The sequence below is a fragment of the Paenibacillus sp. FSL L8-0158 genome (genome assembly GCF_038592965.1).
Classification (GTDB): domain Bacteria; phylum Bacillota; class Bacilli; order Paenibacillales; family Paenibacillaceae; genus Paenibacillus; species Paenibacillus polymyxa_D.
Map to the genome: position 1 here is coordinate 3,804,072 of NZ_CP151949.1, position 17,319 is coordinate 3,821,390.

Genomic DNA, 17,319 nt, shown 5'->3' on the forward strand with positions numbered 1-17,319 from the left:
TGATCACCCCTCTTTTAGCCGCATACCTTCAATTAATTGCCACAATACCTCATGAGTTGGTGCAGTAACCCCAGCCTGATCTGCCATCTGCACCAGTTGTCCGTTAATCGAAGCAACTTCCGTCATGGACTGTGCAAGTACATCAGCCAGCATGGACGAGTGATTTTCTGCCGTTGACCGGCATACATTCATAATTTGCTCCCACCATGCGTTTTCCCAGTGAATACCATGAGCTTCATACACTTGAATGCCTTCATCGTACAGCCTGCGCATCATATGTATTCGAATAGGGCGCGAAAGCAGCTCGCCATTACGAACTCGCCATACCGCTGTCAGCGGATTGATTACAGCATTGATCAACAACTTGCGATACATACCGTTCTCGATTTCTTTCGACAAGCAAGCGTCAAATCCTGCTGCAAGCAGCCGATTTAGCACACATTGGTTAAAATTATTGTTCTTCGACTCCTCCCCTTCCTCCGAACAACCTATTTCAGTAACACCCGATCCTGCATGTACAATAGATGCTACTCCCTGCCTCTTGGCTCCTTCAGTCGTCACAGCAGGGTATACCACAGCTTTAGGCCAAGCCTTTCTAATGCGTTCTATATGACCGATTCCATTCTGCAAGCAAACGATTCCTATATCTCTGTCCATTTGAGCTGCAGGCTGGATCTGTTCTAATACTTCCTCAATCGCTCCCTGTTTGGTCATAAGCATTATCCATCGTGCCGGAGCCTGAGAATTTAACCGTTGCCAATCTGTCAATGGCGCTACCTTCAATTTATCTCCGGACACATGTACTGCCACCTGCCCCTCCTTATCAAACACAGTAATTCCTTCATGAGTAATGACGCGTGCCTGCTCAAGTGTACGTGTCCACAGCCTTACTTTTGTACCCGAGGCAGATAACCTCCCGGCAAACAACAATCCCAGCGAACCCGCTCCAATAATATCAATCACCTTTGTATCGTCTCGCTTCCATCTTTTTTTCTACTATATCATATGCACTCTAAAGAAATACAAAAAACGCCAACTACGGCAAAGCGCTAGTTGACGTTTTATTTCAGAATTGTAGAAGTAATCTTGTTACTCAATACGCTCCAGATTCCCATTGGCGTCCATTTTGAATCTGGATTTAAGCTCTTCCTCATCTTCAGTAATTAGAGCCAAGCGCCGAGCCCGGTCCATAATCTGAATCAGAGCTTTATAATCATCATTCACAACACGATAGTCGGTTTGCACCTCATTCACTTCTTTGGACAGCCGGTCATTAATGGAGCGAAGCTGATTCAATTCTTCTTCCTTTTCCCGTAAATCTTTCTCCAGCATCTTAATCTGCCGATTCGTTTCCTGGACGGATCCCTTCCATTGACGCAAGAAGCGAATTACTGCATCGATAGATAATGTATCCTCACTCGTACCATCCGTTCTGTACCCACCTTCGACTGAATCAAGCGAGGCAAAAGCCGCAACCTGTGATACACCCACCGGGTTCTGCTTGCGGATATAACTGCGCTTTTGGCGCTGTGCTTTGGCAATGCTAATCGCTTCATCGTAACGTTTGCGCACGCAACTGTTCCAACGAAAGCCGCATGCTGCAGAGGTTCTTCCTATCTTTTGTCCAACCTCCTCAAACGCAGCGAGCTGCGTTCCACCTTCACGGATATGTCGCAATGTCACCTCCGCCAATATCAAATCATCTTCCACACTCCATGCATCTTGTCTTATTGCAGTCATGCCTCTAGCCCTCCTAACAACATCCTGAAATAACCGTCTTCATGAACCGATCCTGCCGGTATTTGAATAGGGTATAAAAGCTGTTTATTCATTCCTATGCCTCTCGTAGAGTTCATAGAATCTATTTGATACTAAATTGTATTTCCATTTCTGCAAGAACTCATACGTGAACGTAAACAGTTTCGGGTTTCAAGCATGCTCAGACTGCTGTACAATAAAATGAATGGTTAAAGAAACAGAAAGGATCATATACATTACCATTAGTTTTTTTCGGGAATACATAAAAGGGGAAACCAAATGAACAAACGAATAAAAATCACAATCAGCACCCTGCTGACCACCATTATGTTGCTAACTTTCATATATGTACGTCCTACTCTGGCCGCTCCCTCCCATGAAGAAAGTCAGATTTTACAAGATAGCCTGTCGATTGTAGAGATAGACCATGAAATTGAGCGAATCAGTCAGGAGCAACAGACTCTTTTGCAGCGCCAGCAGGAACTGCGAAGTAATCTCACCGTTCAGCAAGAGCAAATGACCATGCAACGGAAGCGTGCAGGCTCTGTGCTGCGATCTTATTATATGGGGGAAAGGGACAAGCTGTTAAGTGTGGTGCTAGGGGCAAAAAGTATAAGGCAACTTCTCTCTCTGTACGATTACTACTTGTTATTGATTAGTCACGATCAGGATGTGCTTCAGGAATACGAATCCAATTATCAATCTATGCGAAAAACAGAACAACAAGTCACCCAAGCCTCGATGGAATTGGAGACAGTCAAAATAAACTTACTGGCTCAACGTAAACGCATTGTCCTGCTTCAGTCGCGTGTAAATGACGGCGTTAACGCCAGTAATGACCCGGATACCCTCCGCAAGCTAATTGGCGAAATGACAGCTTATTGGGAGAATGTAGGTGTCTACGAGGTAAATAAACACTTTAAAGCATTAGCTCAAGCTATGCAGGATTTACCGCAATTCATTCAACAACAACAAGGTGCCATGGTTACAAATGGAAAAGTCATTACGATAAGCATTCGTGAAGGGGACTTTAACCGTTTTTTAAAGTCAGAAAATGAATTGTTTAATCACTTCAACTTTACATTTGCGCAGGATCAAATTATGGTAGTAGGCCAACAAGGAACGATGAAATTAAGGGTAGAAGGTCACTACACGGTAGAGAATGAACCGAAAAATGCAATTTTATTTCATGTGGATCGATTAGTATTTAATGGTCTGGAACTACCTGATACAACCCGCAACAAGCTGGAAAGGGATTTTGATCTGGGTTTCTACCCACAGCAGCTTATTTCCTATGTCAAAGCCACAGAAGTACGCACTTTAACAGGAATGCTTGAAGTTAAACTCGAATTAAACTTTAAGTAAGCTGGCTTTTGCTTGCCTTCAATGTTCTGAATTTTTACGCGTATAAAACAAGACCCCGGGATATTCCCGAGGTCTTGTTATTTGTAATAACGATATGGACTTTATAGCAGATCGGCTGCCAACTGTGCGAGCTTGGAGCGTTCTCCTTTTTCCAACATAATATGTCCGCTAATCCCTTCTTGCTTAAACCGCTCCACTACATAGGTTAAACCGTTGCTGGCTGCATCCAGATAAGGGTGATCAATCTGCTCCGGGTCTCCCATCAAAATGATCTTGCTTCCCTCACCCACCCGAGACACAATCGTTTTAATCTCATGTCGGGATAAATTCTGCGCCTCATCGACTATAATAAATTGCCCAGGTATCGAACGTCCGCGAATATAAGTAAGTGCCTCCACCTGAATACTGCCCAAGCCCATCAAAATTTTGTCGATATCACCTGATTTTTTGGCATCAAACAGATATTCCAGATTGTCATAGATTGGTTGCATCCATGGACGAAGCTTTTCATCCTTTTCTCCTGGTAAATAACCAATATCCTTGCCCATAGGAACAACAGGTCGAGCAATCAGCAGTTTCTTGAAGCGATGTTCATCCTCTACTTTAAGCAAACCTGCCGCCAGCGCCAGCAACGTTTTGCCCGTACCCGCTTTTCCTGTAATGGTCACGAGAGGGATATCATCATTAAGCAAAAGCTCCAATGCCATCCTCTGTTGAGCATTGCGCGCGCTGATACCCCATACTGATTCGTTACTTAAGTACAGCGGCTCTAATCGCTCTGCCTCCTGGTTAACTTTCAGCAATGCTGATTTTCCAGTTCCCATTTCATCTTTCAGAATGACAAATTCATGTGGATACAGTGTATAAGGTAGTTCCAGTGACTTGATTAGTAAAAAACGGTTAGAGTAAAATTCATCTATGATGGACGGGTGCACCTGTATTGCCGAGTATCCGGGGTATAGCTCACTTAAATCGCCTGTTCTATCGGATAGGTAGTCTTCAGTCAGCAGTCCCAATACATCTGCTTTGATCCTGACCAGCACGTCTTTACTGACCAAAACGACCGAACGCGGCTCAGGCTGCTCCTGCTCTTCCAGATGATAATTCAAGGCGACCGCCAAAATCCGGTTATCGTTCGAAACCTCCCCGAACATCTCCTGAACTTTCAAAAAACTCCGGTGGTTCAACTCAACCTTAAGCCTTCCACCTTGGGGAAGTGGAACGCCACTATGCAGATGACCCAGTTCTCTCAACCCGTCCAACAATCGCGATACATTGCGGGCATTTCGTCCAATCTCATCCGCGTTGCGTTTTTTGGAGTCGATTTCTTCCAGAACTACAGCTGGAATGACAACTTCATGTTCTTTGAAGGTAAAAATGGCTTTCGGATCATGCAGCAGCACATTCGTATCCAGCACAAAAATTTTCTTCATTAAATCCCCTCCAAAGCGGCGTGGACAATCTCGTGTTTCATACCTATACCTATTCACCGGGTACCTAATACTTGCTGATTCCCTGAAAAAAGAACCCCAAAGCAGCATAAAACAACGAAAAGTTGTAAGTGAAGATAGCCTCTGAGCCTGTCCATTTTTGAAATTAGACACAAAAGGCCCAGTGATTGCTCACTGGACCTAGACTTGGTTCACTATAACTTTAGACATACCTCAACCCCCTTATGTTATATAAGAGCTTTACTCGCTGCGAGTATAACATAAGCGGGAAGAAATATACATACTCAGGAATTGGAAGAAGCTGCGGTATTGTCGCTTGCTTTTTTAGCTAACTCCTCTTGTAGCGCTTGTTTGGCCAAATCGAGCTGTTGCTCATCAATGTACACATACGGGCTACGCCATGTTCCCGCTACCGGATTGTATTTCACATTTTGCTTGGAAATATTCCAATAGGTTTGTACGATATTTTTCATTTGCTGTGACTCGATATCTGTCATCATATTCTTATCAACCGATTTAATAATTGCACTAAACTTGGTCAAAGCGTTAAAGGATTGCATTTGGTCAATTAGAGAATGAAGCACCTGATTTTGTCGACGATTGCGATCAAAGTCGTCAGATTCAGCTGTTCTCGGACGACAATTCGATTTGCGGTAGCGAACAAAATCAAGAGCCTGATCACCATTCAAATGCTTGGCTCCAGCTGTCAGATTAATATCAGTACCATCTGCACGGTCACGATAACACATGTTTTTATCAACCGTCACATCTACGCCACCCAAATTATCTACTACATCTCTAAAGCCCTGGAAGTTAATAACCGTCACATAATCGATATCAATGTTTAAATATTTGCCGATCATCTTCTTCATTTGTTCTTCAGCAACTTCACCAGATTCTTTTTCTCTAGCCTTAAACACCGGATAATACTCATTCAACTTGCGAGGTTTATATCCATCCATTTCTAGACGCGTATCACGCGGTAGGGACACGATGGTAGACGATTTAGTATTGGGGTTCAATGTAGCTACCATAATAACGTCTGACAAATAAGTCGGATGATCAGGGCGGTAATCGGTTCCTAGCAATAAGATAGTCAAAGGCTTAGCTTCTGCCAATTGTGTTTTGGGTACTTCCTTGTTGATCCCCGTATCCAAAACTTCCTCTACCTGATTGTAAATATAGTAGGTATAACCACCTGCCGCCAAAATACCTATAATAAGCAGAAACAAGACAAACTTCATAAACGATCTGAAAAAGCTTTTTTTCTTTTTCGTTTTTTTCGGTTTGGCGGATTTTTTCCCAGTTTGTGTCCGGGGAGGCAACCCGTTCGAAAGATTACTCATGCTTCAACACCTTTTCCTGCGTTTTGAGAAATATAGCTTTCTCCAAGTTTACAATCCTAAAACACACACAGCGGCGCATCCCGTTCCCGGGCGTCGCCGCTGTGGCCAAAGACCAATCCAATCAATTACATATTTGCTTGTGCTGTTTTACGTTGTTTCTCCGCACGCTCGCGTTCACCTTTGTTCAAAATCTTTTTACGCAAACGGATGGCATTAGGTGTAATTTCGCAATACTCATCATCATTCAGGTATTCGAGCGCCTGCTCCAAAGAGAAGATAACAGGTGTTTTCAGTTTAACTGTATCGTCTTTTGTTGCTGAACGAACGTTTGTCAGTTGTTTTTCTTTACAAATGTTAACGACGATGTCGTTATCACGTGTGTGCTCTCCAACGATCATACCCTCATAGATTTCAGTACCTGGCTCCAGGAACAAAATACCGCGATCTTCTACGCCCAGCATACCATAAAATGTAGAGCTGCCGTTTTCTGTTGACACGAGTACACCCTGATGACGTCCACCTACTTGACCGCCAACAAATGGTCCATAACTGTCAAACGCATGGTTCATTACGCCATAACCACGAGTCAAAGTCAGGAAGTTTGTAGTGTAGCCGATCAGACCACGTGCAGGGATCAGGAATTCCAAGCGAACTTGTCCGGTGCCGTTATTAATCATGTTAACCATTTCGGCTTTACGGGAGCCCAAACTTTCCATAACCGCGCCCATGCTTTCTTCCGGAATATCAATAAGGAGACGTTCAATTGGCTCCATTTTCTTACCATCAATTTCCTTGACGATAACTTCCGGTTTGGACACTTGCAGTTCGTAACCTTCACGACGCATGTTTTCAATCAGGATACCCAGATGCAACTCACCACGTCCGGATACAATAAAGGCGTCCGGGCTATCAGTTTCATCAACACGTAAGCTGACATCCGTTTCAAGTTCTTTCAGAAGACGCTCACGCAATTTACGGGATGTTACCCACTTACCATCGCGACCTGCGAATGGGCTGTTGTTAACCAAGAAGGTCATTTGCAGTGTCGGCTCATCAATCTTCAGTACAGGCAGCGCTTCAGGATGGTTTGGATCAGCAATGGTTTCACCAATGTTGATATCTTTAATTCCCGCAATCGCTACAATGTCACCAGCGCCCGCTTGATCCGTTTCAATACGTTTCAGGCCTTGGAAGCCGAACAGCTTCTCAATACGCGCCGATTTACTACTACCATCACGTTGCATAACTGTGACTGCTTGCCCCTGCTTGATGATACCGCGGTTTACACGACCTACTGCAATTCGGCCAAGGTATTCGTTATAATCCATCAGTGTTACGAGGAATTGAAGAGGCTCATCTACCTTCTCAGTTGGAGCCGGAATGTGCTCTACAACTGTTTCGTACAATGCTTGCATGTTATCGTCTTGCTTTTCAGCATCCATGCTGGATGTTCCGTTCAGCGCCGAAGCGTACACAACAGGGAATTCCAGTTGCTCATCATTCGCACCCAGCTCGATGAACAGATCCAGTACTTCGTCAATAACTTCTGCCGGACGAGCCGCCGGACGGTCAATTTTGTTCACTACAACGATAGGCGTCAGATTTTGTTCCAGCGCTTTACGCAGTACGAATTTCGTTTGCGGCATGCAACCTTCGTAAGCATCTACGACGAGCAAAACACCGTCAACCATTTTCATAATCCGTTCCACTTCGCCACCAAAGTCGGCGTGTCCCGGTGTATCTACAATGTTAATCAGATAATCTTTGTAAGTGATAGCTGTATTTTTAGCCAAAATCGTAATACCGCGTTCACGCTCCAGATCGTTGGAGTCCATGGCGCGCTCCTGAACAGCCTCGTGTTCTCTAAATGTTCCGGACTGTTGAAGCAGCTTGTCGACAAGCGTCGTTTTTCCGTGGTCGACGTGGGCAATAATCGCAATATTGCGAATGTTTTCTCTAGCATGCATGGTTTGTATCCATATCCTTTCCGTATATCAAAATAGTGTCTCTATCCTGAAGCAGTGCTGATTCAAGGCTAACAATCGTTCTTTAGGCCCACTCCCTGCCAGCCTTCTATATGTTTCAGGCTTTGTACAGACAGCTTCTCTCTCCGATTCGCGTGAAAACCTTAAAATAAGCGTCAGAAATCATTCCGACGCTCTTATCATATCCATTATATTATAGTTGAAATATGTCATAAAGCAAGACATTATTGCCTGTTCCGTAATTTACCGCCATAAAATCTCACAGCTTGTCGTTTTACCATTTGCGTTTGCCGCGGTTGTTTACGACCAACCAGATCCCAGCGCCGATCAGTAAAACTGCAATAACATATATGATGCCCGTTCTTAACAGGGTAATGACCAATAAAAGCACGGATATCAAGCCCAATATCACGCCCCCTGTATATACATTACGAGAAAGTGAAATATCATTAAGGGCGTACTCCCATAATCCAACCGCCACACCTAGAAGTAGCAAAGGCCATAAATAGGCCATTAAATGCCAGCCCCAAATATTGCAGAGCAAAAATAAGAAGCCATAAACCGACAAAATCCCTGCCGGCAGTAACATAAAGGGTGATAGTTTACGCTTCATGTACATTGCATGCAGTACGATTCCAGGTAGTAAAATCAGCAAGGGCCAAAAGTTTCGTCCCAAGAAGGAGAACGTCCCCAGTTTCCCCAACAAAATAATCAGTCCTACGGCAACAATGCCCACTCCGATCATACGCTCTTTTCCGGAATTCATCGTGGTCTCCTTTGTTTGCTGAATTTGTTTTTAGGTCGCTTACTGTGATTGTTTTTAAGTATATTTTAGCCGATGTTTTCCAAAAAAACTACGTTCAAATATGGTGAGCACGTAGCTGACGATATATTCCTGCAATGACAACTGCTGCGGCCAAGAGTCCCGGTAACCATGCATGTATAAGCTCTCCCGTACCTGCTAACCATACACCCAATCGGGGATCACGCAGTAGCATTTCCCCTGCCGTATAAGCCAGGATTGCAGATCCGAGCAAAACAAGTACAGGGAACCGGTGAAGCCAGATCGCAATCATGTTGCTGCCCCAGACGACAATCGGAATGCTAATTGCAATACCAATGACAATAATGGCGATATCCCCATCTGCTAGGGCTGCAATAGCTAATACGTTATCTAGACTCATCACAAAGTCCGCTACCAGAATCACCTGAATAGCCTTCCATATGGTTGTTTCTGCTCTGACTCCTACATGATCCTCACTCTCATAAAGCAGCTTAAACGCAATCCATAACAGAAGTAGACCGCCTGCCGCCTGAATAAAGGGTATGCCCAGCAAAATGACAGCTACAAAAGTCAAAACACAGCGCAGGAGGACTGCACCGACTGCCCCCCACCATATAGCTTGACTCCGCTGCCTTGCAGGCAAATTTTTGCTCGCCATGGCTATAACAACCGCATTATCACCGCTTAACACCAAATTAATCATTAATATTTTCAACAGCAAAATGATATGCTCCATGTGTACAAACACCCCCATCCTACTTGTATGCGAAATAGGACGAGGCTATGCTTATAAGCTTTGTCAAATAAGTCATCATTTATTAAAAAATGATGTCAAATTCGTTGAGTAAAGACCTTGAAATCAATAACAAACAGCAATATAATGAATCGTATTTCCGAAAAACGGGTATTAAAATAAACAACATACAATGACTTTAGGATGTTTAATCAGGGAGATGAGAACGATTGATATGTCCGGACTTCAGTTCTTTTGGCTACTGCTTAATGTGATATTTATTGATCTTCTGCTCGCAGGGGATAATGCGATTGTAATTGGACTTGCCGCCAGAAAGCTGCCTCCTGCAACGCAAAAAAAAGCGATACTGTACGGCACCGGCGGTGCCCTGCTCATTCGCATAGCAGCCACCATTGTGGTACTCTGGCTGCTTCAAGTACCGTGGTTGTTACTCATCGGGGGGATCATGTTAGTCTGGATTGCGTATAAGTTGCTTGTAGACCAGGAGGACCATACCGAAGTCAAAGCGGGAACAACGTTATGGGGTGCTATCCGCACGATTGTTGTAGCCGATGCGGCTATGGGTCTGGACAATGTGATTGCTGTTGCTGGCGCGGCTCAGCAGCATTTGCTACTTGTAGTGCTGGGCCTGTTAATCAGTGTGCCGATCGTTGTATGGGGAAGCACTCTTTTTATCAAACTGATCAATAAATTCCCCTGGATTATCTATTTGGGATCGGCTGTGCTTGGTTATACGGCCTCTAATATGATTACTGAAGAACGTAAGCTGGAACCTTACTTTACCGAGCACCCTGCGCTGCGTATCTTGTTTATTGCTACAGTAATGGCTGGTATTTTGCTCACGGGATATCTTCAAAATCGCAAAGCAGTGTCCAGTCGAGAAAAAGCCGTTTAAAATGATTCAAAAACAGCTTTAACTAAAATCAAAAAAGGCAGACCCCATAATAACAGCGGGTCTGCCTTTTTGTTTAAAACCAATCTTCCTGTATAACTTCCTCATTACGCCCCTCTATAGCTCCGCCTGCCTCCAGAACAAGCGTTTCCGTTGCAGCCACAGCCTGTTCAATCAAGGCATTTAAATCCCGAATAGAGGCTTCAATCTTTTGAACAACCCACAAATTGGGATTGGTTGTTGGGGATTTAGGAACAAACAATGTGCAGCAATCCTCATATGGAAGGATGGATAAATCGTAGGTGCCAATTTGCTTAGCGATTTCCGTGATCTCCTGCTTATCCATCATTACGAGAGGTCGCAGCAATGGTAATTCTGTCGAACGGCCAATCACATTCATGCTGGATAACGTTTGACTAGCGACTTGACCCAAACTGTCGCCCGTCACAAGTGCCAGTGCTCCTTCACGCTCAGCCAGCATCGTTGCAATTCGCAGCATAGACCGTCTCATTAGCGTAATAATCAGATTATCCTGTCCAGTGCGCGTAAAAGCCGTCTGCACCTCTGTAAACGGTACAAGGTGGATTTTGATCCGTCCCGCATAGCCTGCTAATACCCTTGCCAATTCAATGACCTTTTCTTTCGCACGCTCACTTGTAAACGGATAGCTATAAAAATGTACACATTCAATTTCCAGTCCTCTACGCATGGAAGACCATCCTGCTACCGGGCTGTCGATTCCACCAGACAACAACAGCATAGCTTTACCATTCGTTCCTAACGGAAAGCCCCCTACAGCCATAATAACATCGCTGAATATATAGGCCGCCTGCTCTCTAACCTCCACACGCAACTCAATATCTGGTTGATGCACATCGACCCTCAACGCTTGAAACTCTCGCAAAATAGGAGAACCAATTAAATGGTTCATTTCTTGTGAGGAATGAGCAAACTCCTTCCACACTCTGCGGGCATTTACCTTGAAAGTCGTTCCCTCGGCCACATTCAACTCACGCATCAAAGCTACAGCGGTCTCAATTATTCCACCAAGCTCGACAGGAGCCATTTTGACAGGACTTATTGTTGTGATGCCAAACACTTTTTGTAACACCTGAATGATCTGTTCATAAGGCTCTCCTCCGAGAACCACATAAATCCGTCCAAATTCCTTCCGCAAAGAAGCGCCGGGAAACGGCTTGAGCAGCAGCTTCACGTGATTCAGTACTGCCTTTTCAAAACGAGTTCGATTCTTCCCTTTTAATGTAAATTCACCGAAGCGAAGTAACAGCATATCATAGTGCATTTTAACGTTTCCACCTTTCAAGGGATTCCAGCTTGGCTACAGCCTGTTGCAGTGCAAGTATAAGATCGTCGATATCCTGTTCCGTATGCTCGTCACCGAAGCTGATACGAATGCCGCCAGACGCTTCTGCCTCATTGCGGCCCATCGCCTGCAGCACCCGGCTGGGCTCGGCCAATTTCGAAGAACAAGCCGACTTGGTCGATACGGCCACACCTAGTTGCTCCAGCGTATGCAGCAGTACCTCGGCCTTCATACCCGGATACGAAAAGTGGATAATATGCGGTGCTTCCTCCCCGCTGTTTAGCCGCAGTTGAGGGATTGTCTGCACTTCTGCGACCACTCGTTCTCTCCACTCGGTCATGCGGCGTGCTGTTTCTGCTTGTCGTTCGCCCGCTAGTCGTACCGCTTTGGACATACCAACAAGCAGTGGTACATTTTCCGTACCTGCACGAAAACCCTGCTCCTGAGAGCCGCCACTATGCAGTGGGAAAAGCTCTACACCTTCCCGAACGAATAGTAGTCCAGCACCTTTAGGTCCACGCAACTTATGCGCAGAGAGGCTGTACAGATCAGCCTGCCAGCCCCGGATATCAACCGGCAGCTTTCCAAACCCCTGTACACCGTCAATATGAAATAGAACACGGGGGAACTGTTTCTTCAGCGCAGCTCCGATATCATGCACCGGTTGCACCCTTCCGGTCTCATTATTGACATGCATAATACTGACTAGAATCGTATCTTTACGGACAGCGGCACAAACCTGTTCAACGCTCACATGCCCTTCCGCATCGACAGGTAAAAATGTAACCTCAAAGCCCAGATTTGTCAGTTGTCTGCAAGCTTCATACACAGACGGGTGCTCTGTCGATACAGTAACAATATGCTTGCCTCTGGTCTGATACTGCAAAGCTACTCCCTTAATAGCAAGATTGTTGCTTTCCGTTGCCCCAGATGTGAAGACAATCTCTGATGGATACACTCCCAAAGCCGCAGCACATACTTCGCGCGAACGCTTAAGCAACTTATCCGCATCCTCTCCATACCGATGCATCGAAGATGGATTGCCATAGTGGCGCCTCATGACCTCGGCAACCGTTGTAATCACCTCTTCAAAAGGCGGAGTTGTCGCGGCATAATCAAAATATTTCATTAAACTCCCCTTTCTGCCCTACAACTGCTGCAACAAAAAAAGACCAAAACAGGGAAAGGCCGCTACATTATAGCGACACCCTTTCCCCATATTGATCCTGTCTACGGACCTAATCTAATTGAAATTACGCACCTTTTTCGTTATAAGCTATAGGGCTTAGATCGTATATTTTTCACGAGCATTTTGAATTTTGGTAATATATCTTTGCGTTTCCAGCGGAAGCTTATCCAGTACAGACATTAACTGTTCATCACTACTTACACCAAGCCGCTGGATCCGTCCGGGACCTGCATTATATGCAGCCAGCGCCATATTTTCTTGTCCGTTAAAACGTTTAATCTGATAAGACAAATAGCGAACTCCAGCATCAATATTTTGTCCAGGATCATATGGGTCACTGACTCCCAGACCTTGAGCCGTAGCATCCATAAGTTGCATAAGCCCTTTGGCCCCAGCCGAAGAAGTGACCGATGGATTAAATGAAGATTCCGTATCAATAACTGCTTTAATCAACGCTACTGGAACGCCGTATTTCTGACTAGCCTCGTTAATCAATTCATCATATGCTGTAGGTGTTGTAGGTCCGTCTGTTGCTGTGCTGGAAGGAGCGGGATACAATGACGAAGCCGTTCCCCTCGAAGGTCCCAATTGAAGCCATAGCAAACCATTTTCGTCTCTGGTAACATCGCTTGAATTTTCTCGAGTCACAGCACCATCTGTTTCCAACTGACCTACTTGTTCCAGTAATCCGGAAAAAGCGTCCGTTGTCCCCGTCTGGGTTGTAGCACTCATATTATTTAACAGCTGCATGTCTAACATGGATTTGGACACGCGCGGATCAATCTGCATGTGGTGTTCCCAACTTTCTATAGTTGTTATATCCCAAATAGCTTGTCGTTATTGCTATGATACAACTTTTTACTATGTACTTCCATACCTTTTAATGAAAAAAAGCTCCGTTTCTGTCGAAAAGACAGCGGAGCTTTATAGATCAGCTTAAATATAATTATATCACTAAGATGATTTTTCTCGGATATACACAAGAAAACTATGCTTTTTCCTCCAGTAAGGTCAACGAACGAACGGGATAAAAGCAAAATAACTCAATGTCGCCAGCGCCCCAAGACCAATCGACCAAATGCCGGTCGTTTTGCTGCCATTCACATAGGCAAAAAAACCTAAAACTGCAGCAATAGGCCCCAGTACAATGGACCACATAAACAATGAGGCAATTCCCACAGCCAGACCAACATAACCAGAAATACGACCACTATTGTTTATAACCTGCTCTTCACCCTTGACCTGATGTCGAGTCACAACTGAGCCAGGAGCAACCTCTGCTGCATATTCCTCACGATCATTACGGCGCTTGGCAGATCGTTCATGAATGTGACGGGGGTAATCTACACGTTTGCGGCTAACATGCTCTTCATTCTGATGCTTGTCGTTTTCATGATCTTCCATAATAAACTGCACCTCCAAATGCGAAATGAATCGCGTAATAAAATTTACACGGACTTCGGTTTAAAAGTGTGGCAACAGGTTGCGGCTGACGTGTCAGCCTTATCACGTTCTTCTGAACTGAAGCTTTCCCCCGCATATTCTTCTTTAAATTTCTTTCCGGCATGACCATCAACTTCAATCATGATCAAATCTGCCTTGCACAAGTTGTTTTCTCCCCAATAATGGCAATTGGCTACGCTACACTTAACGATTGGCTTGGCCTCTTGGCTCATGATCATCACCTCGGATTCATTGTCCCCCCGCTATCCCGCACCTATGCGTTTATGGTATATGGCAGTTGGTGACATACGAAAAAAGCCGTTTCCTTCACCTCCTCCAAAATGGCAGGAAGCAAGTAGAAAACGGCTTGCTTGTCTTGTTTTAGTTTTTGATTAGAAATGATCTTCCCCGTTGAATGCTTTAGGCATGAGTACGGCGAGTCTGCATCCGGCGCTGAGTCAAATAGTCACTTTCATAATAAGTCAGATCATCACGCAATTCTTCAAAATTTTTCGTAATGTCCATGATCACTTCGCGAGCGGCTGGCACTGGCGTTTTACGGAAGCGGATAGCATCTTGTCCCGTATACGCATAGCGTCCATCCTCTGCGTAAGATTCATTTTTGGGATAAAAAAAGCTGTTCACGCAGTCATGGTAAACGTTATACAATGCCTTTTCCGCAAAATCGACGTCAAAATTGGCACGGCGTAAAGCCACACCCAACTTTTCATAAGATACTTCGGAAAAAACAAGGACATGACGGAGATCCGACAAAAAGCCTTTGTAAAAGAGTACGGACTCCTCATTGCCATCTGCAGCCAGTTGCGGCAGAGCATGCTCATTGAGGAATGTTTCCACCCGTTTCACGGCAGTTTTCAGTCTCTCCTGCGCCGACTCACATAATTTTTGTACGTTGACTGCTGACATCAAGGCAGCTCCCCCTTATTTGTTGCTTGTTCATCAATTTGGTTACCCGAAAATAGTCCCTTCTAACCGAAAGAGCTGTAATTTTCAGTATTTATCCTACCACAAATAAGCATTGAAAGGTATAAAAACATGCCAACCTCCTCACGCTAAACCATAAATTTATGAATACTCAAGGAGGACGGTCCCATGTCTCGGCGAAAATGGTTAAAACCCCTGCTAGGAGCAGCTGCCGGGGTGTTTCTCATCACACTGATGCTGCCTTCCCGTGATCACCGCCATACACCGCAGCCCGAATATACGGCCAAGATGGTGCCACAGCAAGAGAAGCAGCTCAAAAAAGGAATGTTGGCTTTGGACCTGTCCGCTACGGATACCCTCACACGCATGGATGCAAGGCAGGATATTCAATACGTGATGCGGGAACTTGATGGTAAAACTGCTGATCAGAAAAAGCAGTTTACCCGCACGCTACAGCAATCGCACAGTCATCTTCATACGTTACAGTGGATTCACACAAGCGACGGGAATACGAACACCTATACGGGCAGCAAAGCACAAACTCGTCTGCTCAGTCATCCTCAAATTAAAAGCAGCTTGGCTGCGGCTCGCCGTTCCGTCATGCAAAATAAATCCTACGAATCTGCTGCATTTCAGGCTGAAGGCGGTAAATATTTTGTCATGGCAGAACCATCGGCTGACGGAACATGCGGCGTTGCTGCTCTGGTCAGTCAGCAAGTATTGCGTGACGTGGAGAAGCATCAGCGGAAAAATTTGCGTTTGATTCCCTATCCAAAAGAAGGCAGCTACAAAATCGAATCCGTACATCCCGACACATTGCACGATATTACTGTCAAGACGGGCCACGACAACGAAAATGCAAGCCATTATTTCGAAAACGAAATTGTCGTTCGCTTCCGTCATAATCCTGATTCACGACAACTGCAGGAAATTGCAGCAGATTTACACTGTGCGCCAGGCCGCAAGCTTGGTTATACCTATGTATTTCATTCGGATAAGATGAACTTTAAGGAGCTAAAGCAATATTTTTCAAGAAAGTGGAACCCGCTTTATACTGAACCTCACTATATGTATCTAACCAATGAGAAAACACCTATCAAAGCGGACAACTCTATTCCCAATGATTTGCTCTTTTCCCGCTATCAATGGAATCTGCCGGCAACTGAAACCAACCGAGGTTGGAAATTAAGCAAAGGCAGCAAGGACGTAATTGTCGCTGTCGTAGATACGGGAGTAGATTTGGATCACCCCGACCTAAAAGGTCAAATCCTTTCAGGTCGTAACGTGGTAAACCCGTCTGAAAAGCCTTATGATGACGTCGGTCACGGAACGCACGTCGCCGGCATCATTTCTGCCCTCGTGAATAATGGTGAGGGGGTCGCTGGCATGACATGGTACAACAAAGTCATGCCCATCAAGGTACTTGACCAATCCGGCTCCGGTACGACTTACTCGGTTGCAGAAGGTATTATCTGGGCAGCTGATCACGGTGCCAAGGTCATCAATTTGAGTCTGGGCAATTACGCACAAGCTGAATTTTTGCATGATGCGATCAAATACGCTTATGATAAAGATGTCGTATTAATTGCAGCCACAGGCAATGACAATACGGAACGGCCTGGCTATCCAGCAGCGTATCCTGAAGTGTTTGCCGTTTCCGCTACAGATTCTTCTATGCACCGTGCATCCTTTTCTAACTATGGAGATTATGTAGATGTCATGGCTCCAGGTGCAAGTATCGCCAGTACGTACCCAGGAAATCAATATGCTGCACTGTCGGGCACATCAATGGCCAGTCCCCATGTATCAGCACTTGCTGCCCTGATCCGATCCGTTAACCCCGATCTGACCAACAAAGAGGTTATGGATTTAATGAGAAGCAGCGTAATTGACTTGGGCACACCAGGGCATGACAAATATTTCGGGTATGGTCAAATTGATGTGTATAAAGCGTTGAAAGCAGCACAACGTCCATATGTTCCTTTGCAATTCTACCCACAGCATTTAAGTGACAAGTTAAAATCTATTTTAAAGAAATTGGAAACGTAAGATTCCTTATAGGAAAAAAGCAGCCATGTTGCTC

The 17,319-nt window shown here is 44.9% G+C and carries 16 protein-coding genes; 3 read left to right on the top strand and 13 right to left on the bottom strand.

Features of this window, described 5'->3' with window-relative positions:
• Positions 1–3 precede the first annotated feature (3 nt).
• Positions 4–963 carry a 2-dehydropantoate 2-reductase gene (locus NSQ68_RS16735; protein ID WP_342426577.1) on the bottom strand — a complete coding sequence of 320 codons (960 nt, stop codon included), beginning with the start codon at positions 961–963 and terminating at the stop codon, positions 4–6.
• Between the two features lie 126 nt (positions 964–1,089).
• The gene (locus NSQ68_RS16740; RefSeq protein WP_307346921.1) at positions 1,090–1,740 is read right to left on the bottom strand and encodes an RsfA family transcriptional regulator; all 651 of its coding nucleotides are present in this window, start codon (positions 1,738–1,740) and stop codon (positions 1,090–1,092) included.
• A 297-nt stretch (positions 1,741–2,037) separates the two neighbouring features.
• Between NSQ68_RS16740 and NSQ68_RS16745 the strand changes: the two genes are divergently transcribed.
• Positions 2,038–3,123: a hypothetical protein gene (locus NSQ68_RS16745; protein WP_342426578.1), complete on the top strand. Its 1,086-nt coding sequence runs from the start codon at positions 2,038–2,040 to the stop codon at positions 3,121–3,123.
• Between the two features lie 101 nt (positions 3,124–3,224).
• On the opposite strand, the gene NSQ68_RS16750 is transcribed toward NSQ68_RS16745, so the two are convergent.
• From NSQ68_RS16750 to NSQ68_RS16770, 5 genes are all read right to left on the bottom strand, one after another.
• The gene (locus tag NSQ68_RS16750) at positions 3,225–4,556 is read right to left on the bottom strand and encodes a PhoH family protein (protein WP_342426579.1); all 1,332 of its coding nucleotides are present in this window, start codon (positions 4,554–4,556) and stop codon (positions 3,225–3,227) included.
• Positions 4,557–4,858: 302 nt separating this feature from the next.
• Positions 4,859–5,920, bottom strand: a complete 1,062-nt coding sequence (locus NSQ68_RS16755) for an LCP family protein (protein WP_342426580.1) — start codon at positions 5,918–5,920, stop codon at positions 4,859–4,861.
• Positions 5,921–6,045: 125 nt separating this feature from the next.
• On the bottom strand, positions 6,046–7,887 hold the full coding sequence (gene typA, locus NSQ68_RS16760; protein ID WP_061828529.1) for a translational GTPase TypA: 1,842 nt from the start codon (positions 7,885–7,887) through the stop codon (positions 6,046–6,048).
• A gap of 292 nt (positions 7,888–8,179) precedes the next feature.
• Entirely contained in the window at positions 8,180–8,671 is a 492-nt protein-coding gene (locus tag NSQ68_RS16765) for a hypothetical protein (protein WP_342426581.1), read from the bottom strand.
• Positions 8,672–8,765: 94 nt separating this feature from the next.
• The gene (locus tag NSQ68_RS16770) at positions 8,766–9,425 is read right to left on the bottom strand and encodes a TerC family protein (RefSeq protein ID WP_342426582.1); all 660 of its coding nucleotides are present in this window, start codon (positions 9,423–9,425) and stop codon (positions 8,766–8,768) included.
• 217 nt (positions 9,426–9,642) lie between these two features.
• Here NSQ68_RS16770 and NSQ68_RS16775 point away from each other — a divergent pair, with 217 nt between their 5' ends.
• Positions 9,643–10,338 (top strand): TerC family protein, encoded by a 696-nt coding sequence (locus NSQ68_RS16775; RefSeq protein WP_342426583.1) that lies wholly within the window; start codon positions 9,643–9,645, stop codon positions 10,336–10,338.
• Between the two features lie 73 nt (positions 10,339–10,411).
• Here NSQ68_RS16775 and thiI read toward each other — a convergent pair whose 3' ends face one another.
• From thiI to NSQ68_RS16805, 6 genes are all read right to left on the bottom strand, one after another.
• Entirely contained in the window at positions 10,412–11,638 is a 1,227-nt protein-coding gene (gene thiI, locus NSQ68_RS16780) for a tRNA uracil 4-sulfurtransferase ThiI (protein WP_342426584.1), read from the bottom strand.
• Between the two features lies 1 nt (position 11,639).
• Positions 11,640–12,788 carry a cysteine desulfurase family protein gene (locus tag NSQ68_RS16785; protein WP_342426585.1) on the bottom strand — a complete coding sequence of 383 codons (1,149 nt, stop codon included), beginning with the start codon at positions 12,786–12,788 and terminating at the stop codon, positions 11,640–11,642.
• Positions 12,789–12,944: 156 nt separating this feature from the next.
• Complete coding sequence (locus NSQ68_RS16790; protein ID WP_342426586.1) at positions 12,945–13,637, bottom strand: lytic transglycosylase domain-containing protein; 693 nt, start codon at positions 13,635–13,637, stop codon at positions 12,945–12,947.
• 222 nt (positions 13,638–13,859) lie between these two features.
• Positions 13,860–14,252, bottom strand: coding sequence for a hypothetical protein (locus NSQ68_RS16795; RefSeq protein ID WP_342426587.1), 393 nt, complete (start codon positions 14,250–14,252; stop codon positions 13,860–13,862).
• A gap of 44 nt (positions 14,253–14,296) precedes the next feature.
• Complete coding sequence (locus NSQ68_RS16800) at positions 14,297–14,524, bottom strand: DUF1540 domain-containing protein (RefSeq protein WP_029517777.1); 228 nt, start codon at positions 14,522–14,524, stop codon at positions 14,297–14,299.
• Positions 14,525–14,711: 187 nt separating this feature from the next.
• Positions 14,712–15,218 carry a YpuI family protein gene (locus NSQ68_RS16805; protein WP_029517778.1) on the bottom strand — a complete coding sequence of 169 codons (507 nt, stop codon included), beginning with the start codon at positions 15,216–15,218 and terminating at the stop codon, positions 14,712–14,714.
• 186 nt (positions 15,219–15,404) lie between these two features.
• Here NSQ68_RS16805 and NSQ68_RS16810 point away from each other — a divergent pair, with 186 nt between their 5' ends.
• Positions 15,405–17,285, top strand: coding sequence for a S8 family peptidase (locus NSQ68_RS16810; RefSeq protein WP_342426588.1), 1,881 nt, complete (start codon positions 15,405–15,407; stop codon positions 17,283–17,285).
• Positions 17,286–17,319: the final 34 nt, after the last annotated feature.

Bases quoted from the DNA above. Each gene is read 5' to 3' on its own strand.
- NSQ68_RS16740 (WP_307346921.1), bottom strand. From the start codon at position 1,740: ATGACTGCAATAAGACAAGATGCATGGAGTGTGGAAGATGATTTGATA.
- NSQ68_RS16745 (WP_342426578.1), top strand. From the start codon at position 2,038: ATGAACAAACGAATAAAAATCACAATCAGCACCCTGCTGACCACCATT.
- NSQ68_RS16750 (WP_342426579.1), bottom strand. From the start codon at position 4,556: ATGAAGAAAATTTTTGTGCTGGATACGAATGTGCTGCTGCATGATCCG.
- NSQ68_RS16755 (WP_342426580.1), bottom strand. From the start codon at position 5,920: ATGAGTAATCTTTCGAACGGGTTGCCTCCCCGGACACAAACTGGGAAA.
- typA (WP_061828529.1), bottom strand. From the start codon at position 7,887: ATGCATGCTAGAGAAAACATTCGCAATATTGCGATTATTGCCCACGTC.
- NSQ68_RS16765 (WP_342426581.1), bottom strand. From the start codon at position 8,671: ATGAATTCCGGAAAAGAGCGTATGATCGGAGTGGGCATTGTTGCCGTA.
- NSQ68_RS16770 (WP_342426582.1), bottom strand. From the start codon at position 9,425: ATGGAGCATATCATTTTGCTGTTGAAAATATTAATGATTAATTTGGTG.
- NSQ68_RS16775 (WP_342426583.1), top strand. From the start codon at position 9,643: ATGAGAACGATTGATATGTCCGGACTTCAGTTCTTTTGGCTACTGCTT.
- thiI (WP_342426584.1), bottom strand. From the start codon at position 11,638: ATGCACTATGATATGCTGTTACTTCGCTTCGGTGAATTTACATTAAAA.
- NSQ68_RS16785 (WP_342426585.1), bottom strand. From the start codon at position 12,788: ATGAAATATTTTGATTATGCCGCGACAACTCCGCCTTTTGAAGAGGTG.
- NSQ68_RS16790 (WP_342426586.1), bottom strand. From the start codon at position 13,637: ATGCAGATTGATCCGCGCGTGTCCAAATCCATGTTAGACATGCAGCTG.
- NSQ68_RS16795 (WP_342426587.1), bottom strand. From the start codon at position 14,252: ATGGAAGATCATGAAAACGACAAGCATCAGAATGAAGAGCATGTTAGC.
- NSQ68_RS16800 (WP_029517777.1), bottom strand. From the start codon at position 14,524: ATGAGCCAAGAGGCCAAGCCAATCGTTAAGTGTAGCGTAGCCAATTGC.
- NSQ68_RS16805 (WP_029517778.1), bottom strand. From the start codon at position 15,218: ATGTCAGCAGTCAACGTACAAAAATTATGTGAGTCGGCGCAGGAGAGA.
- NSQ68_RS16810 (WP_342426588.1), top strand. From the start codon at position 15,405: ATGTCTCGGCGAAAATGGTTAAAACCCCTGCTAGGAGCAGCTGCCGGG.